Below are 15,683 nucleotides of genomic sequence, written 5' to 3'. Positions count from 1 at the left end.
CCTGTTGCTGGGGACCCTACGGATTCTCGCCGATCCCGAAGCACACCGCCCAGCAGAGCGCGCAATGGAAGGAAGCAACATGAAATTGATGGTCATCGGCGCCAGCAGGGGCCTGGGTCGGGCGTTCGTGGAAGGCCTGTGCAGTGCGGGCAACACCGTCATCGGCGTTTCGCGCAGCCGTCCGCGCGATCTTGAATGCCCCGAGGGCGTCACCCTGCAGTGGATCGAGGCCGATCTGTCCCAACCCACCCTGGCTGCCAATCACATCGCAGCGCAGGCACCGGCCGATCTGGATGTGCTGATCCACAACCTGGGCATCTGGGAAGAGACCGCCTTCAGCGACGAGTACGCCTTCCTCGACGAGAGCGATGCCGCGCTCACCCAACTGGTCGACGTCAACATCACCGCCACCCTGGTGCTGCTGCAGCGCCTGCTGCCGCGGGTACTGGGCGCACCACGCCCGCAGCTGGTGCTGACCGGCTCGACCTCGGCGCTGCCACGCAGCGGCCGCCCGGAAGTGGCGTTCGGCGCATCCAAGTTCGCGCTCAACGGCATCGCCGATGCACTGCGCGAGGGCTTCCGCGATCGCCGGCTGGCGGTGACCAGCCTGCAGCTGGGCTACCTCAACACCGACGACGTACTGTCGGTTCCCGTGGCGGAGGCCGCAGCACGCGGCGATGGCGAACTTGTGCCGGTACACGACGTGGTGACCATGGTGCGTGCGCTGCTGCAGCTGTCGCCGTCCGGCTTCGTGCGCGAACTGGTGCTGCCGGCCATCGCCGACCCGCGCTACTGACTGCAGAGGCCTCGGCCCGGGGCCCTTGGTGGCCGCTCGGGCGCCTGTGGTTTACCCTGCTCCTCACTGGCCGTCGGTCACAGGCGGGAACCTGCTATGGATGCGCTTTCACGGGTCTCGGCCCAGGTCCTGGACAGCGGCCTGCCCAGCCTGCCGCTGTACCTGCTGCAGGCCACGGCGGTGATCGGCATGATCGGCGTGCTGCTGATCGCCACCCGTCGCGCTGGCCATGCCATTGAAGGCCGCCGCCTGTACGTGGGCGTGGCGCTGGGCCTGATCTACCTGTTCAACGCCTGGTTCGTAGCCCGCTACACCCAGGGCGTGGTCAAGCTGCACCTCGGCTTCGACATCCTGCTGGTCAGCGGACTGCTCGGCGGCTGGCGCGGCGGCCTGGCCTGCCTGGGTGCCAGCCTGCTGGCCCGCTACCAGTTCGCCGGCACCCAGTATTTTCTGCCGGCCGGCCTCGAGGCCACGCTGCAGATGCTGGCAGGCGTCTGGCTGCGCAGGCGCCTGCACCCGCGCATGCTCAATGAACTCTCGCTGCGCATGATCCTGCAGGCCTGGGGCGTGCGTATCGTCGTCACTGCGTTGGGCCTGGCACTGGGCGTCGCAATCATCGGCGCCAATCAGCTACCCGTGGAGGAGTTGGCAATCCAGCGCCTGCTGGCACTGCCGCTGTCACTGCTGATGCTGGGCGCGGTGTTCGCACTGGTCTACAACGATGCGCAGATCGATGCACAGCGTCAGCGCGAACACGCCTGGCTGCGCATCGATCCGATCAGCGGCCTGCCCAACATGCGTGCGCTGGGCGAACGTCTGCAGCAGTACTGGCGAGACAACGACGGCCTCGGCAAGGCCTGCCTGATCGTGGCCGAGATGGGCAACCTGCGCGATCTGCGCCTGCGCTACGGTCCGCTGCAGGAAAGCGGCCTGTGGCAGCGCGACAGCACCGAAGAAGTACATCGGCTGCTGCCATCGCTGCCGACCGGGCAACTGGAGATCTACCAGTTCGGCGATGCCGCGCTGGCGATCCTGGTGCGCGACCTGTCCTTGTCCGAACTACGTACGCAACCGCAGATCACCGAGCTGGCCAGCAACCTGGCCGAACGGGTGGGCCGCGATTGGCCGGGTTTCCGCCCGTTGTTCCGTTGCGCGGTAGTCGAACTCAAGCCCCCCACCGATACACACGACGGTCACCTGCCGTTCCGGGCGATCACCCTGACGATGAGTGCGATCGAATCGGGCGTCGTGTTCTTCGACGACCCGATCCAGCGCGACAGCGAGATCGACGCCCTGATCGAAGTCGCTCTCGAACGCTGGCTGCAGCAGGGCGATGCACCGCTGTGCTACCAGCCCAAGCATCGCCTGCAGGACCGCCAGTTGGTCGGCGCCGAAGCGCTGCTGCGCATGCGCGATGGCGAAGGCCGGCCGATTGCACCGATGCGGGTGATCTCGCTGCTGCGCCGGCAGGGCCGGCTGGCAGACCTGGAATGGGCCACACTGCAGTCGGCGGTGCACTTCCTGCAGCACTTCCGGCAGGACGGCGCGGCGCTGACCATCGCAGTCAATGTGTCAGCCGAATCCCTGCGCCTGCCCGACTTCGGCCTGCGCCTGCAGGAGCTGCTACAACTGCATGACATCCCCGGTCCGATGCTGCGCCTGGAGATCGTCGAATGGACCGAAATCGTCGAGCGCGACGTGGTCGATGCCAACATCACGCAGCTGCTGGCAGCCGGGGTCACCCTGTCGCTGGATGATTTCGGCGCCGGCTATTCAACCCTGATCCTGCTTTCGCAGCTGGCCATCGCCGAGGTCAAGATCGAGCAGGCACTGATCGCCACGCTGTCCGACGCCAAGTCACAGTCGATCGTGCGCTTCATCGTCGAGGTCGCGCACCGCTGCGGCGCGATCGTGGTGGCCGAAGGTACCGAAACCCTGGCGCAGGAGCAGAAGCTGCGAGCCCTGGGCGTGGATGTCGGCCAGGGCTATCTGTACTCGGCGGCGCTGCCGGCCGACGAGTTCCGTCGCTTCGCCGCCAGCTAGACCGCGTAGAAGCCCAGGAACATCGCAACCGCCGATTCGGCCACGCGCGCACGTTCCTGCGCGGTCAGCGGTGGCTGCCCCATCGTGACCTGCGGCCAGAACGCAAAGCTCTTCACCAGGCCGTGCAACTGGTGGCCGGCAAAGTCCGGATCCACCTCGCGCAGGCGGCCATCGGCAATTGCTGCGCGGATCCAGGCACTCTCGCCACTTTCCTTCTCGCCCATGCGGCAGACGATGGCCTGCGCCCGCTCCGGTGAGTGGATGACCTCGGCCATCGCCACCCGTGCCAGGTCGATGAAGTTGGCATCGCTGAGAAGTTCCAGCTTCTGGCCCAGCAACTGCAGCAGCTGCGCCTGCAACGGCTGGTCCGCGCGATACGGCAGTGCGTCGCTGGCCACGCTGCGTTCCCACAGCTCCTCCAGGATCATCGAGAACAGCGCTTCCTTGCTCGGGAAGTGGTTGTAGACGGTGCGCTTGGAGACCCCGGCCACCTCGGCGATGCGGTCCATGCTGGTCGCCTCGTAGCCCGATGCACGGAACTCCTCCACCGCCGCGCGCACGATAGCCTCGCGTTTGCGGTCGGTCAGGCGTTGCGGGGCACGGGGCATGGCAGAAACCGGATAACTGAACGGATGCGCACATTTTACACCGGACAGTGTACTTTTGAAAAACACGAAACTACACTGTGCAGTGTACTCAGCGGACGTCACCCATGAAGCGCCTGCTCCTTGTCCTCCTGCTTGGAATCCTCGCTGTGACCGCCTACACCTTCTGCAAGTCCTGGTCCCTCCCCGACTTCCCCGATTCGCCGCAGTACCGTGATGGCAAGTTCCGCAATGCCCTGCCCCGTCCGGCGATGGGCCTGCGCGACGGTGCGGAGATCTGGTGGACGTTCCTGTTCAACAAGCCCAAGGGCACCGTCCCGGCCCACCCCATTCCGGTGCAGCCGCTGGACCGCGCCACGCTGGACGCCGCGCCGGACCGCAGCCTGTTCCGGCTGGGGCACTCCACGATCCTGCTGAAGCTGCGTGGCCAGTACTGGCTGACCGATCCGGTGTTCTCCGAGCGCGCCTCGCCGGTGCAGTGGATGGGCCCGGCCCGCTTCCATGCGCCACCGATCAGCATCGACGCGCTGCCGCCGATAGCCGGTGTGATCCTCTCGCACAACCACTATGACCATCTCGACCATGCCGCGGTAATGCAGCTGGCCGGCAAGACCGCGCGCTTCATCGCCCCGCTCGGCGTCGGCGATCAGCTGATTGCCTGGGGTGTGGACGCCAGCAAGGTCGAACAGCTGGACTGGTGGCAATCCACCGAAGCCAACGGCCTGCGCCTGACCGCGGCCCCGGGCCAGCACTTCTCCGGCCGCGGGCTGGGTGACAGCGACCGCAGCCTGTGGGCGTCATGGGTGATCCAGGACGGTGACTTCCGCATTTTCTTCAGCGGCGACACCGGCTACTTCGACGGCTTCAAGGCCATCGGCGAGAAGTACGGTCCGTTCGACCTGACCATGATCGAGACCGGCGCCTATGATCCGCGCTGGGCGTTCGTGCACATGCAGCCGGAACAGACGCTGCAGGCGCACTTGGACCTGCGCGGCAAGTGGCTGCTGCCGATCCACAACGGCACCTTCGATCTGGCCCTGCACGCATGGCAGCAGCCGTTCGAGCGGATCACCGCCTTGGCCGCGGCGAAGAACGTGCCGGTGGCCACGCCGATGATGGGCGAAGCGCTGGACATGCAGGCGCCGCAGGCGGGCACGCGCTGGTGGGAGACGGTGGAGTTGTAACCGGCGTGACGGGGCGTCATGTATCCCAAGGCCCTGTAGAGCCGAGCCATGCTCGGCTGCTTCTGAAACGTGTTCAGTGGAAGTCAAGCAGGCTCAGCTCTGGCGAAACTGCAGGTAGAGACGCTGGCAGCATCGCTGACATCAGAATGCACCGCTATCAACTCGGCTTCCGGGAGCGCCTTCTGGACCTGCGCGCATGTGTCACGCGCGACATCGTTTGCGGCCGTTCCCTCTCGCCAGAATCGCAACGCCAAGATGCCCGGCAAACCGCTGCCCAGCAATGCATCGTCACATCCCGACTCTGCAAGACATCGCTCAAATGCACTGAGATCTTCTCCGGTATCGGGCACCCGATACATCAGCGTGAAGCTGAATTCCACCATCAATCCATTTCAGACCTGAGGTCGCTATCAATCAGCGTATGACCTAGCCTGCAGGCGTCCAGAGCCACATGCGTCAGTCCCATCGATGAATCGTGACTCAAGCCCACGAAGGAGGCGACCGGGGATCATCCGCAACCTATTGCAGCGCGTCATGTAACCGATTACATACCTTGCTAGCGTAGCGCTCGCCCGATACCTGCCGAACCTGCGAGGCTGTACGTAATGACATTGCGCGCCGAACGCTCCAAGGTCTCCCGCTCAGCCATTCCGTGGCGAGCTGCCGCCACCCTGCTGTTGGCCGCCCTCGCCGCTGCCGCACAGGCACAGACCCTCCCCCCGCGCAGCCAATGGCAGGCCAGCAGTTCCTCGCAGCAGGTGCCGGCGATGGCGATCGGCCACCTGATCGACGGCGATCCGAAGACCGTCACCGGCGGCGCCTTCAGCCCCGGCCACTGGTTCCAGATCGACCTGGGCGCGCCCACCCAGCTGGCGGGCGCCCGCCTCACCTGGGATGTCTCCAACCCGGAAGGCTATTCACTGCAGACCTCAATGGATGGCATGCAGTGGCAGACCGCGTACACGATGGCCGATTCACTGGGCGATGTGGAAACGCTGTACTTCGCGCCGCGGCAGGCGCGCTATCTACGACTGGCCAGTCCGCAGCGCACCTCCGACTGGGGCGTGTCGATCTTCGAGCTGGAGCCGCTGGACAGCACGCTCAGCGCACGCATCGCCGATGTCGATGCAACACAGGCAGCCGCGCTCTGGCAAGGCGGCGGCACCGTTGCGGTTCCGGCCGGAAAAGGTGGATCCCATGCGCTCGAGATCACGCTGCCGCAGGCTCAATCCACGGCTGGCCTGGTGGTCGACTGGGCCGATGGCGCGCGCGGCGCTGCGCGACTGCAGGCGCAGGATGCACAGGGCCGCTGGCAGGACGTCGCACACGATGCACAGGCGGCCAATCATCGGCAAAGCTGGCTGGCTGCTGACACGGCACAACCCCTGCGTGCGTTCCGGCTGAGCGTGGACGGCCCCGCACCGCAGGTCGCGCGACTGCGCCTGCTCGGGCCAAAGGCGGTAATGACGCCGATGAAGCGATACCAGATCACCGCCAGCGGCGCTCAGCGCGCGTTGTTCCCGGCATCGCTGCAGATGCAGCAGACCTACTGGACCGCCGTCGGTGTGCACGCAGGACGACAGAAATCGATCTTCGACGAATACGGCAATCTGGAAGCCTTCAAGGGCGCGCCGCTGGTGCAGCCGATCTGGCGTGGCGCTGACGGGCGTGCCGCTGGCGCGGCAGGACAGCCGATACAGCACGCGTTGCGGGATGGCTGGAAACCGATGCCCTCCGCTACGTGGTCACCGCAGCCCGGCCTGGAGCTGCGCAGCGAGGTATTCGCCATCGAGCGCGACGGCCAGCCGGTAACGTTCTTGCGGCATCGCCTGCACAACACGGGCAGCGCCAGGATCGAAGGCACGCTCAGCCTGGTCGTGCGCCCGATGCAGATGAATCCGCCGTGGCAGAACGGCGGGCTGTCACCGATCCGCGATGTGACCATCGATGGGCAGGCGGTGCGCATCAATGGACGCACGCTGCTGCAGTCGCTCACGCCGGTGGCTGCGTCCGGCGCGGCGCCGTTTGGCAGGGATGGCGCAACGGAAATCACCGCGACCCTCGCTGCCGGCCAGCTGCCCTCCACGCAACAGGCGCGCGACGACGAGGGTCTTGCCTCGGCTGCGTTGAACTACCGCGTATCACTGGCACCGGGGGCCAGCGATGCCATCGTGGTCGCGTTCCCGCTGGGTACTACCGCCGCCGATACCAAGGGCGCACTGCCCGAAGCGCCTGCGCTCGATCTGGCCACGCTGCCCCGCGATGCCAATGCGGCGTTCGATTCCCTGGCCACGCAGGCGTCCGCGGACTGGCAGGCACGGCTGGGCCAGGTCGGGCTGCGCCTGCCCGATCCCTCACTGGTCGACATGCTGCGCGCGCAGGCCGCCTACATGCTGATCAACCAGACCGGCCCGGCCATGCAGCCCGGCCCGCGCAACTACAACCGCTCTTTCATCCGCGACGGCATGGCCACCTCGGCGGTGCTGCTGCGCATGGGCGAAGCACGCGTCGCGCGCGACTACCTGGCCTGGTACAGCGAACACGGGGTGCATGCCAACGGCCTGGTCTCGCCGATCCTCAACGACGATGGCAGCGTCAATACCGGCTTCGGCTCGGACATCGAGTACGACAGCCAGGGCCAGTACGTGACGCTGGTGGCCGATGTCGCGCGCCTCGATGGCGGGCCCGAGTCGGTACGTGCCTATCTGCCGAAAGTGAAAGCGGCGCTGCGCTTTCTGCAGGAACTGCGCGAGCGCACGCTGGTGCCCGGCTACAAGGCCGACCAGCCAGCGCCGGAGCGCTTCGCGGGCATTCTTGCGCCGTCGATCAGCCATGAGGGTTATCCGTCTCCCACCCACAGCTACTGGGACGACTATTGGGGCCTGAAGGGCTGGCACGACGGCGCGTGGCTGGCCGAATCGCTGGGCGACCACGAGACCGCAGCGTGGGCACGCGAACAGTACAAACTGCTTTACGACGCGCTGCGTGCCTCGATCCGGGCGACGATGGCGTGGAAGGGCATCGACTTCATTCCCTCCTCGGCCGACCTGGGCGATGGCGATCCCACGGGCGTATCGATCGCACTGGACCCGACCGGCGCACAGAGCGTGCTGCCCGCCGAGGCGCTGCGGACCACCTTCGCGCGCTATCTGGACGATGTGCGCAAGCGCAGCCAGCCTGGTGCGTTGTACGCGTACACCCCGTACGAGATCCGCAACGTGCTGAGCTATGTGCACCTGGGCCAGCCAGACGTGGCTGACGAGCTGCTCCAGGGCCTGCTTCATGACCGGCGTCCGCTTGAATGGCAGGTGCTGGCCGAAGTAGTGCATTCACGGCTGCGCTTCCCGCGTTACCTGGGCGACATGCCGCATACCTGGATTGGTGCCGAGTACGGCCGCACGCTGTTCGGCATGCTGATGCGCGAAGACGATGATGCCCTCTCACTGCTGCCGGGCACGCCACCGTCGTGGGTGGCAGGCGATGGATTGGCGGTGGAGCGGTTGCCGACCGCGTATGGCACGTTGCAGATGCAGGCGCGGCAGCGCGACGGCATGCTGACGGTCACGCTGGGCAAGGGGTTGCGCAGCGGGACGGCATTGAAGGTCTGGTGGCCGGCGCGCACCATGCCGAAGACGGTGCGTGTGGATGGGCGTAGCGTTTCCGACTTCGACGCCGAGGGCGTGCGCTTGGCGAAACCGTTCAGAACGCTGGAAGCGCGTTGGTAAAGCAGCCGAGCATGGCTCGGCTCTACAAAAGCAGAAGTCGCGCCGGGCCACGCCCGGTGTCATTGCAACGTTGGCAACCCCGGCGGATTGGTCTGCGACTGTGGCACGGCTTCCTCGGCCACATTCCAGCGTGCCAGCGCCTGCGCGTAGGTGCCGCTGCCGATCTGGGTGTTCAGCGCCTGCGTCACCGCGTCGGCCAGGCCGCTGCCCTTGCGCGTGGTCACCGAGATCGCTGCGGCATTCGGCCAGCCGCCAGGGAACAGGCCCACGCGCCGCACCTTGCCGTCGCGCGCCGAATAGGCGCCGGTAGCATTGGGCTCGAACGATACATCGGCGCGGCCGGTGATCACCGCCAATCGGCCGACCACCGCGTCATCGAAGTACTGGTATTCCACGGGCTTCAATCCCGCCGCGATGTTCTGCTGGTCCCACTGGCGCAGGATCTGGTCCTGGTTGGTGCTGGCACCGACCACCACCTTCAGCCCGGCCACATCGGCGGGCTTTTCGATTTTCTGGATGGGCCCGTCGCTGCGCGTGTAGATGCCCAGCAGGTCGTAACGGTAGCTGGAGAAATCGAACTTCTTCTTGCGTTCCTCGGTGACCGTCACGTTCGACAGCACCGCATCGTACTTGCCTGACTCCAGCCCCAGCGGCCAGTCGGCCCAGGCCACCGGCACGATCACCAGCTTCAGGCCCAAAGCATCCGCGATCAGCCGCGCGATGTCCGGTTCGATGCCGACCACGCCCTTGCTGTCGGCGCCGTAGTCGGCCAGCGGTAGCTGCCCCGGGTGGGTCGCCACGGTGAATGCGCCCGGCGTGACGAAGCGGTAGCCCGCAGGAATCAAGGCCTGCGCCTTCGGGTCGAGCGTGCCCTTCAGCACGGCGGTGTTGGTGCCGGCCAGGTTGGCCGCGGCCACAGCGGCAGCCTCCGGGGCCTGGCGCGCGCGCGAGTAGACGATGCCGGCGATGCCGATGACCAGCACGCCCACGATCAACAGGGTGCTGCGCGAGGGACGACGCGGTGCTGCGGGGCTCATGATGTTCCTTCCGGGGTTACAGGGTCTTGGCCAGGAAATCGGCGGTGCGTTGCTGGCGCGGGCGCTCGAACAACGCCTCGGGCGTGCCCTGCTCGATCACCCGGCCCTGGTCCATCATCACCACGTGGTCGGCCACGCGGCGGGCGAAGCTCAGCTCATGGGTGACGATCACCAGCGTGGTACCCGAACGGGCCAGTTCCTCGATCACGCTGAGTACTTCAGCCACCAGTTCCGGGTCCAGTGCCGACGTGGGTTCGTCAAACAGCAGCACCTTCGGCTGCAGCGCCAGCGCGCGGGCAATCGCGATGCGCTGCTGCTGGCCACCGGACAGCTGGCGCGGGAACGCATCGGCCTTGTCGGCCAGGCCGACCCGCTCCAGCAGCGTGCGCGCCTGCCGCTCGGCCTGCGCACGCGGCACGCCGCGCACCGCGATTGGCGCCTCGATGATGTTCTCCAATGCGGTCAGGTGCGGGAACAGGTTGAAGCCCTGGAACACCATGCCCACCTCGGCACGCCGACGGCGGATCTCGCGCTCGGGAAGTTCGTACAACGTGTCACCCTCGCGGCGGTAACCGATCAGCTGGCCGCCGACGGTCACGTAGCCGCTGTCGGCACGTTCCAGGTGGTTGATCAACCGCAGCAGCGTGGATTTCCCGGCACCGGACGGGCCGATCAGCACCGTCACGCTGCCGGCGCGCAGCTCCAGGTTCACGTCTTCCAGCACCGGCTGATCGCCGAACACCTTGCCCACGCCATGCAGCGATACCGCCGCACCCTCGCCCGCTTCCACCTGGGTGGCGATGCGCGGGCGGTTGGCCACGCGCGGCGCAGCATCACTGGATGTCCGCACCGGTGACGACACCCGCGACACCGAGCGCTCGCGCTGCAGCTGGCCGCGCGCGAAGCGCTGTTCCACGCGCCGCTGCAGCAGTGAAAGTACGGTCAGGATCACCAGGTACCAGACCGTGGCCACCATCAGCAGCGGTACCACTTCCAGGTTACGGCGGTAGATCACCTGCACGGTGTAGAACAGCTCCGGCAACGCCAGCACGTAGACCACCGAAGTGCTTTTGGCGAGGCCGATCACATCGTTGAACGCGGCCGGCAGGATCGAGCGCATTGCCTGCGGCAGGATGATGCGGCGCACCTGGCGGCCCCGCGGCAGGCCAAGCGCGGCCGAGGCCTCGTACTGGCCGTGGTCGACCGAAAGAATGCCACCGCGGATCACCTCGGCCGAGAACGCCGCCTGGTTCAGGGTCAGGCCCAGCACCGCGGCGGTGAACACACCGATCAGCTGCGTGGTCGGGTACGAGAACAGGCTGATGCCGGTGAACGGCACGCCCAGTTCGATGGTGCTGTACAGGTAGCCCAGGTTGTTCAGCAACAACAACAGCACCAGCAACGGGATCGAACGGAACAACCACACATAGCCCCACGACACCGCTGACAGCAGCGGCGAACCGGAGACGCGGGCCAACGCAAGCAAGGTGCCCAGTGCGAAGCCGAGGCCGGTACCGAGCGCGGTCAGCAGCAGCGTGCGACCCAGGCCTTCCAGCACCGGGCGTGCGAAGAACCACTCGGCAAAGGTGCCCCAGCCCCAGCGCGGATTGCCCAGCACGGACTGCAGCCCGATCAGGATCAGCGCCAGTGCCAGTACCGTGCCGAAGACCTGCAGCGGATGCCGGGCGGGCACGATCTTCAGTGCCGGTCCGGGCGCCGGACGAGCGGCGATGCCCTCCAGCGCGGTCGACGGTGTGCTCATGCGTGGGCTCCGTGCAGCAGTGCCTGTGCAGCGGTAACGACAGGCGTCGTCGCCCGCAGGTGCTTTTCGAACGGCAGATGCGCAACGGTTTCCGGGTCGGCCTCCAGATCGAACAACGCGGTGTAGCCGTGGCTCAGGTACAGGCCAACAGCTTCAGGCTGGCGGAAGCCGGTCGTCAGGAACACCTTCCGGTACCCTTGCCGCGCCGCCTGCTCTTCCAGCTCCTGCAGCACGCGCCGCGCAATGCCCTGGCGACGCAGCCCGGGTAGCGTCCAGATGCGCTTGAATTCGGCGGTATCCGGATCGCGGTGCGGCATGAACGCACCGCCGGAAATCGCCACCCCGTCGCGCAGCAGCAGCACGAAGGCGCCCACCGGGGCCGCAAAGGCCTGCGCCGGGTAGCGCTGCAGCTCCTCGCGAGCGCTGCCGCCGATGCGTCGACGCACATCAGCGTAGCGACTGTCGTATTCCTGCTCCAGGCCGTCGAACAACGGCCGCGCCAGCGGGTCATCGACCGAGGTATAGAGGAAGCGTTCGTCGTGGCTCATGTCGCGTCCTTCACCAGGTAATCTTCGGCCAGTCGCGCCCACAGGCTGGCGGCGGGGGCAATGGCCGCGTCGTTGAACACATAGCGCGGGCTGTGCAGCGGTGCACTGTCACCGTTGCCGACGAACACGAAACTGCCCGGCCGCGCCTGCAGGAGGAACGCGAAATCCTCGCTGGCCGTGCGCGGTGCGAAGTCGGGCACCACCTGTCCGGCGCCGAAGCCGTGCACGGCCACCTCGCGGATGTAGGCGGTCTGCTGCGGATGGTTGATCACACTGGGGAAGCCGCGCGGGAATTCGATCTCCGCGCGTGCACCAAACGCGGCGGCAGTCTGCTCTGCAAGTTCGGTGACCCGGCGCCGCAGGGTATCGCGCACCTCCGGTAGATAGGCGCGCACGGTCAGCTTCAGCTCGACCACGTCCGGAATCACGTTGGCGGCCTGCCCGCCGTGGATCGAACCGACGGTCACCACCCCCATCTGCCGCGGATCGACATTGCGCGACACCACGCTCTGCAGCGCGGTGACGATGTGCGCCGCCGCCAGGATCGGGTCGACGCTGCCCTGCGGTTCGGCACCATGTCCGCCCTTGCCGATCACCTTCAGCCGCGCCCAGTCCACCGATGCCATCGCCGGACCATCGACGAAGCCGAAGTGGCCGACCGGTACGCCGGGCCAGTTGTGCAGCCCATAGATCGCATCCACCGGGAAGCGCTCGAACAGGCCGTCGGCAATCATCTTCGATGCACCCGAGCCGGTTTCCTCGGCTGGCTGGAACACCAGCTGCAAGGTCCCGTCGATATTGCCGTGATGGGCCAGGTAATGCGCCGCAGACAGCAGGATGGCGGTGTGACCATCATGACCGCAGGCATGCATCAGGCCGTCGGTCTGGCTGGCGTAGGCCAGCCCCGAGTCTTCGTGGATCGGCAAGGCATCGATGTCCGCACGCAGCCCCAGCCGACGGCCGCCCTGCCCACGCTGCAACGTGCCGACCACGCCGGTGCCGCCGAGACCGGTGGTCACCTCATAGCCCCATTGCTGCAGCAACTCGGCCACACGGGCGCTGGTGCGGTGCTCCTCCAAGGCCAGCTCCGGGTGGCGGTGCAGGTCATGGCGGATCGCGATGGCGGCCTCGGCGCGTGCTGCAATTTCCGGCAGCACGCCGATGGACGCGGAATCCCGCCGGGCATGGCCCGGCGCTGCCGCAGTTTCTCCGCTCATCGCCCTACCCCACCTTCCGCGCCGGTTCGGCGTCGGTCGAATAGCGGCTGGCCTTGTACGGCAGACCCAGATGCTCGCGCAGGGTCTGTCCTTCCAGCTCGCGCTGGTGGTAGCCGCGCGCCTGCAGGATCGGCAGCACGTGGGTCACGAAATCGTCCAGGCCTTCGCGTTGTGCGGCGAATCCAAGAATGAAACCGTCGCTGGCACCGGCGTCGAACCAGCGGATCAGCTCATCGGCCACGTGCTCCGGCGTGCCGATGAATTTTGGTCGCGGGCTCACCGCTTCCAACGCCACCTGGCGCAGGCTCAGGCCCTTCTCACGCGCATCCTGCTTGATGCGGTCGGTGGTGGAACGGAACGAATTGCTGCCGATGTCACCCAGCTCCGGGAACGGTGCATCCGGGTCGTACTGGCTGAAATCGTGGTGATCGAAGAAGCGCCCCAGGTACGCCAGTGCATCCTCCAGCGTGGCCAGTGCGGCGATCGCCTGGTACTTGGCTTCGGCCTCCTCGGCGGTGCGGCCGACGATGGGGCCGATGCCCGGGAAGATCTTCACATCGTTGCCGCTGCGGCCGTGCGCGATCGCCGAGTTCTTCACCTTCTGGGTGAATGCACGGGTTTCTTCCAGCGAAGGCGAATGGGTGAACACCGCATCGGCGTACTTGCCGGCCAGCGCGATGCCATCGTCAGACGAACCGGCCTGGAAGATTACCGGCTGTCCCTGCGGCGAACGCTGGATGTTGAGCGGGCCTTCCACCTGGAAGAAGCGGCCTTTGTGGTCGAGCCGGCGGAACTTCTCCGACGCAAAGAACGTGCCGCTGTCGCGCTCGCGCACGAAGGCGTCGTCGTCCCACGAATCCCACAGCCCCTGCACGACGTCCAGGTACTCATCGGCGATCTGGTAGCGCAGTGCATGCTCCGGGTGTGGCCGGCCGTAGTTGCGGCCCGAACCCTCCAGTGGCGAGGTCACCACGTTCCAGCCGGCGCGGCCGCCACTGAGCAGATCCAGCGAAGCGAACTGGCGGGCGACAGTGAACGGGTCGCTGTACGAGGTCGACAGCGTGCCGGCCAGGCCGATCTTCTTCGTTGCCGTGGCCAGCGCCGACAGCAGCGAGATCGGCTCGAAGCGGTTGAGGAAGTGCGGGATGGACTTTTCGTTGATGTACAGGCCGTCGGCAACGAAGCCGAAGGCGATGCCGTTGTCCTCGGCAGTGCGCGCAATGTCGATGTAGAACTGCAGGTTGACGCTGGCATCGGCCGGATTGGACGGATGCTTCCAGGCATGCATGTGGCTGCCGGGGCCCTGCAGCATGATGCCGAACGGAATGTGGCGCGGGGTGGTGCTCATGGGAATCGCTCCTGCAGGTCAGGCCACCGCCGCGCGCGGCGCGGGCGACAGCAGTTCGAGGGATGTCAGGCGTGCGTCGAAGTCGGCCACCGGCGCGTCGAGGATGAATTCACCCACGCCGAAGCGTCGGTGCAGCGCATCCAGTTCGCCGCGTACCTGTTGCGCATCGCCGGACAGCACGCTTGGCCGTGTTTCCTCGATGCGGAAGTCCGCCACACCTACCTGGCGTGCATACTCGGCAGCCGCCTCGGGGCTGGGCAGGTTCACCGTCTGCCCCGGGCCAAGATGCAGCTTGTAGACGCGCAGCGCGCCGATATGGCGTGCGGCTGCTTCGGCAGTCGGTGCGGCGAAGGCCACCGTGGCCAGCAGCGGGGGCTGCGAGGCGACGCTGCGGTAGGCGTCGAATGCGGCCTCGATGTGCTTCGGATCACCATCGAAGTGCGCGGCGTAGACGAAGCGCCAGCCCAGCTCGGCCGCCTGCTTCGCACTCTGCGGGCTGGCACCGAGCAGGAAGCGCTCCGGCGCCTGCTGCGGAATCGGCCGCGCCAGCACATCGGCTTCGGCGCCGGACAGATAGCCCTCAAGATCGCACAGTTGCTGGTCGAAGTCGGCGAACGCCGGGCGCCCGGCCGCCAGCGCGGCAGTCGACGCTGGCAGGCCGCCCGGCGCCTTGCCCACGCCCAGATCCACGCGCCCTGGCGCCAACGCTGCCAGCAGGTTGAAGTTCTCCGCCACCTTGTACGGCGCGTAGTGGCGCAGCATCACCCCGCCGCTGCCGACACGGATGCGCCGGGTCTGCGCCAGCACCCACGCCGCAAGCACCTCCGGTGCGGGACTCGCCAACGTCGGCGCGGCATGGTGCTCGGCAAACCAGTAGCGGTGATAGCCCAGCTGTTCGGCGCGCTGTGCCAGCTGCAGGCTGTTGCGCAGCGCCTGCTCCGGCGAGGCGCCTTCGGCCACCGGGCTCTTGTCCAACACGCTGATCTGATAGCTCATGGTCGCGTCCTCGCTCAGGGATGGGCCACGGGGATGCCGAGCAACCCGTTCAGCGCGGCCAGGATCGGCTCGGCACCGGAGATGTACTGGCGGTCCTGGTGCACGCCACTCGCGAGGTCACTGCGCACGCCCTGCGGCAGCACCAGCTTCGGCAGCGACTGGTCCTGCTCGCCGATCTCGGCGATCAACTCCCGGCGCGGCCGTGCGAAACCGATGCGGCGCACGTCCAGCTGCGCGTCCAGGCCGTCGATGCTCGACAGCGCCCCTTCCAGCAGCAGGCTGTGCCGGCAGAAGAAGCGCTGGCCGGGAATCTGTCCGTCCTCGAACTCACGGTCGAGCAGGAACAGGATGGGCTTGTCGGTTGCGTCCAGACTCACGGGGTCGTCCTCATCGGGGGGCGGCAATGCGATGCCGCTTCGATA

13 protein-coding genes are annotated in these 15,683 nt (G+C 66.9%); 4 read left to right on the top strand and 9 right to left on the bottom strand.

What is annotated here, in order from left to right:
* Positions 1 to 79 precede the first annotated feature (79 nt).
* Positions 80 to 796: an SDR family NAD(P)-dependent oxidoreductase gene (locus tag AC5P65_RS15720; RefSeq protein ID WP_495215712.1), complete on the top strand. Its 717-nt coding sequence runs from the start codon at positions 80 to 82 to the stop codon at positions 794 to 796.
* A 96-nt stretch (positions 797 to 892) separates the two neighbouring features.
* A complete protein-coding gene (locus AC5P65_RS15715) occupies positions 893 to 2,839 on the top strand; it encodes an EAL domain-containing protein (RefSeq protein WP_111103748.1) in 1,947 nt (648 codons plus the stop codon).
* On the opposite strand, the gene AC5P65_RS15710 is transcribed toward AC5P65_RS15715, so the two are convergent.
* Positions 2,836 to 3,447 (bottom strand): TetR/AcrR family transcriptional regulator, encoded by a 612-nt coding sequence (locus AC5P65_RS15710; protein ID WP_021202877.1) that lies wholly within the window; start codon positions 3,445 to 3,447, stop codon positions 2,836 to 2,838. The two genes, AC5P65_RS15715 and AC5P65_RS15710, sit on opposite strands and share 4 nt — an antisense overlap.
* Before the next feature lie 104 nt (positions 3,448 to 3,551).
* Here AC5P65_RS15710 and AC5P65_RS15705 point away from each other — a divergent pair, with 104 nt between their 5' ends.
* Positions 3,552 to 4,628 carry an MBL fold metallo-hydrolase gene (locus AC5P65_RS15705; RefSeq protein WP_495215711.1) on the top strand — a complete coding sequence of 359 codons (1,077 nt, stop codon included), beginning with the start codon at positions 3,552 to 3,554 and terminating at the stop codon, positions 4,626 to 4,628.
* An 83-nt stretch (positions 4,629 to 4,711) separates the two neighbouring features.
* Here AC5P65_RS15705 and AC5P65_RS15700 read toward each other — a convergent pair whose 3' ends face one another.
* Complete coding sequence (locus AC5P65_RS15700) at positions 4,712 to 5,011, bottom strand: hypothetical protein (RefSeq protein ID WP_197576056.1); 300 nt, start codon at positions 5,009 to 5,011, stop codon at positions 4,712 to 4,714.
* A gap of 222 nt (positions 5,012 to 5,233) precedes the next feature.
* Here AC5P65_RS15700 and AC5P65_RS15695 point away from each other — a divergent pair, with 222 nt between their 5' ends.
* Entirely contained in the window at positions 5,234 to 8,353 is a 3,120-nt protein-coding gene (locus AC5P65_RS15695) for a discoidin domain-containing protein (protein WP_495215710.1), read from the top strand.
* A 59-nt stretch (positions 8,354 to 8,412) separates the two neighbouring features.
* Here the strand turns inward: AC5P65_RS15695 and AC5P65_RS15690 are convergent, their stop codons facing one another.
* Genes AC5P65_RS15690 through AC5P65_RS15660 form a run of 7 tightly spaced genes read right to left on the bottom strand, consistent with a single transcriptional unit; the run spans position 8,413 to position 15,638 of the window.
* Positions 8,413 to 9,390 (bottom strand): ABC transporter substrate-binding protein, encoded by a 978-nt coding sequence (locus tag AC5P65_RS15690; RefSeq protein ID WP_495215709.1) that lies wholly within the window; start codon positions 9,388 to 9,390, stop codon positions 8,413 to 8,415.
* Between the two features lie 16 nt (positions 9,391 to 9,406).
* Positions 9,407 to 11,152 (bottom strand): amino acid ABC transporter permease/ATP-binding protein, encoded by a 1,746-nt coding sequence (locus AC5P65_RS15685; RefSeq protein ID WP_478419531.1) that lies wholly within the window; start codon positions 11,150 to 11,152, stop codon positions 9,407 to 9,409.
* The gene (locus tag AC5P65_RS15680) at positions 11,149 to 11,700 is read right to left on the bottom strand and encodes a GNAT family N-acetyltransferase (RefSeq protein WP_478419530.1); all 552 of its coding nucleotides are present in this window, start codon (positions 11,698 to 11,700) and stop codon (positions 11,149 to 11,151) included. Before AC5P65_RS15680 ends, AC5P65_RS15685 begins: the two co-directional genes overlap by 4 nt.
* Entirely contained in the window at positions 11,697 to 12,917 is a 1,221-nt protein-coding gene (locus AC5P65_RS15675; RefSeq protein WP_495215708.1) for a M20 aminoacylase family protein, read from the bottom strand. Before AC5P65_RS15675 ends, AC5P65_RS15680 begins: the two co-directional genes overlap by 4 nt.
* 4 nt (positions 12,918 to 12,921) lie before the next feature.
* A complete protein-coding gene (locus tag AC5P65_RS15670) occupies positions 12,922 to 14,265 on the bottom strand; it encodes an LLM class flavin-dependent oxidoreductase (protein ID WP_111103769.1) in 1,344 nt (447 codons plus the stop codon).
* A gap of 18 nt (positions 14,266 to 14,283) precedes the next feature.
* On the bottom strand, positions 14,284 to 15,261 hold the full coding sequence (locus AC5P65_RS15665) for an MsnO8 family LLM class oxidoreductase (protein WP_495215707.1): 978 nt from the start codon (positions 15,259 to 15,261) through the stop codon (positions 14,284 to 14,286).
* A 14-nt stretch (positions 15,262 to 15,275) separates the two neighbouring features.
* Positions 15,276 to 15,638 carry a DUF3088 family protein gene (locus tag AC5P65_RS15660; RefSeq protein WP_188249784.1) on the bottom strand — a complete coding sequence of 121 codons (363 nt, stop codon included), beginning with the start codon at positions 15,636 to 15,638 and terminating at the stop codon, positions 15,276 to 15,278.
* Between the last annotated feature and the right edge of the window lie 45 nt (positions 15,639 to 15,683).

The sequence above is a fragment of the Stenotrophomonas sp. YJH_SMC_48-3 genome, from assembly GCF_059369375.1.
The sequence above is the reverse complement of the archived record's forward strand: the minus strand, read 5'-3'. Positions and strand labels throughout refer to the sequence as shown.

Excerpts from the sequence above, each read along its gene's own strand:
- AC5P65_RS15700 (WP_197576056.1), bottom strand. The coding sequence starts at position 5,011 with ATGGTGGAATTCAGCTTCACGCTGATGTATCGGGTGCCCGATACCGGA.
- AC5P65_RS15710 (WP_021202877.1), bottom strand. The coding sequence starts at position 3,447 with ATGCCCCGTGCCCCGCAACGCCTGACCGACCGCAAACGCGAGGCTATC.
- AC5P65_RS15720 (WP_495215712.1), top strand. The coding sequence starts at position 80 with ATGAAATTGATGGTCATCGGCGCCAGCAGGGGCCTGGGTCGGGCGTTC.
- AC5P65_RS15685 (WP_478419531.1), bottom strand. The coding sequence starts at position 11,152 with ATGAGCACACCGTCGACCGCGCTGGAGGGCATCGCCGCTCGTCCGGCG.
- AC5P65_RS15675 (WP_495215708.1), bottom strand. The coding sequence starts at position 12,917 with ATGAGCGGAGAAACTGCGGCAGCGCCGGGCCATGCCCGGCGGGATTCC.
- AC5P65_RS15715 (WP_111103748.1), top strand. The coding sequence starts at position 893 with ATGGATGCGCTTTCACGGGTCTCGGCCCAGGTCCTGGACAGCGGCCTG.
- AC5P65_RS15690 (WP_495215709.1), bottom strand. The coding sequence starts at position 9,390 with ATGAGCCCCGCAGCACCGCGTCGTCCCTCGCGCAGCACCCTGTTGATC.
- AC5P65_RS15695 (WP_495215710.1), top strand. The coding sequence starts at position 5,234 with ATGACATTGCGCGCCGAACGCTCCAAGGTCTCCCGCTCAGCCATTCCG.
- AC5P65_RS15705 (WP_495215711.1), top strand. The coding sequence starts at position 3,552 with ATGAAGCGCCTGCTCCTTGTCCTCCTGCTTGGAATCCTCGCTGTGACC.
- AC5P65_RS15680 (WP_478419530.1), bottom strand. The coding sequence starts at position 11,700 with ATGAGCCACGACGAACGCTTCCTCTATACCTCGGTCGATGACCCGCTG.
- AC5P65_RS15665 (WP_495215707.1), bottom strand. The coding sequence starts at position 15,261 with ATGAGCTATCAGATCAGCGTGTTGGACAAGAGCCCGGTGGCCGAAGGC.
- AC5P65_RS15670 (WP_111103769.1), bottom strand. The coding sequence starts at position 14,265 with ATGAGCACCACCCCGCGCCACATTCCGTTCGGCATCATGCTGCAGGGC.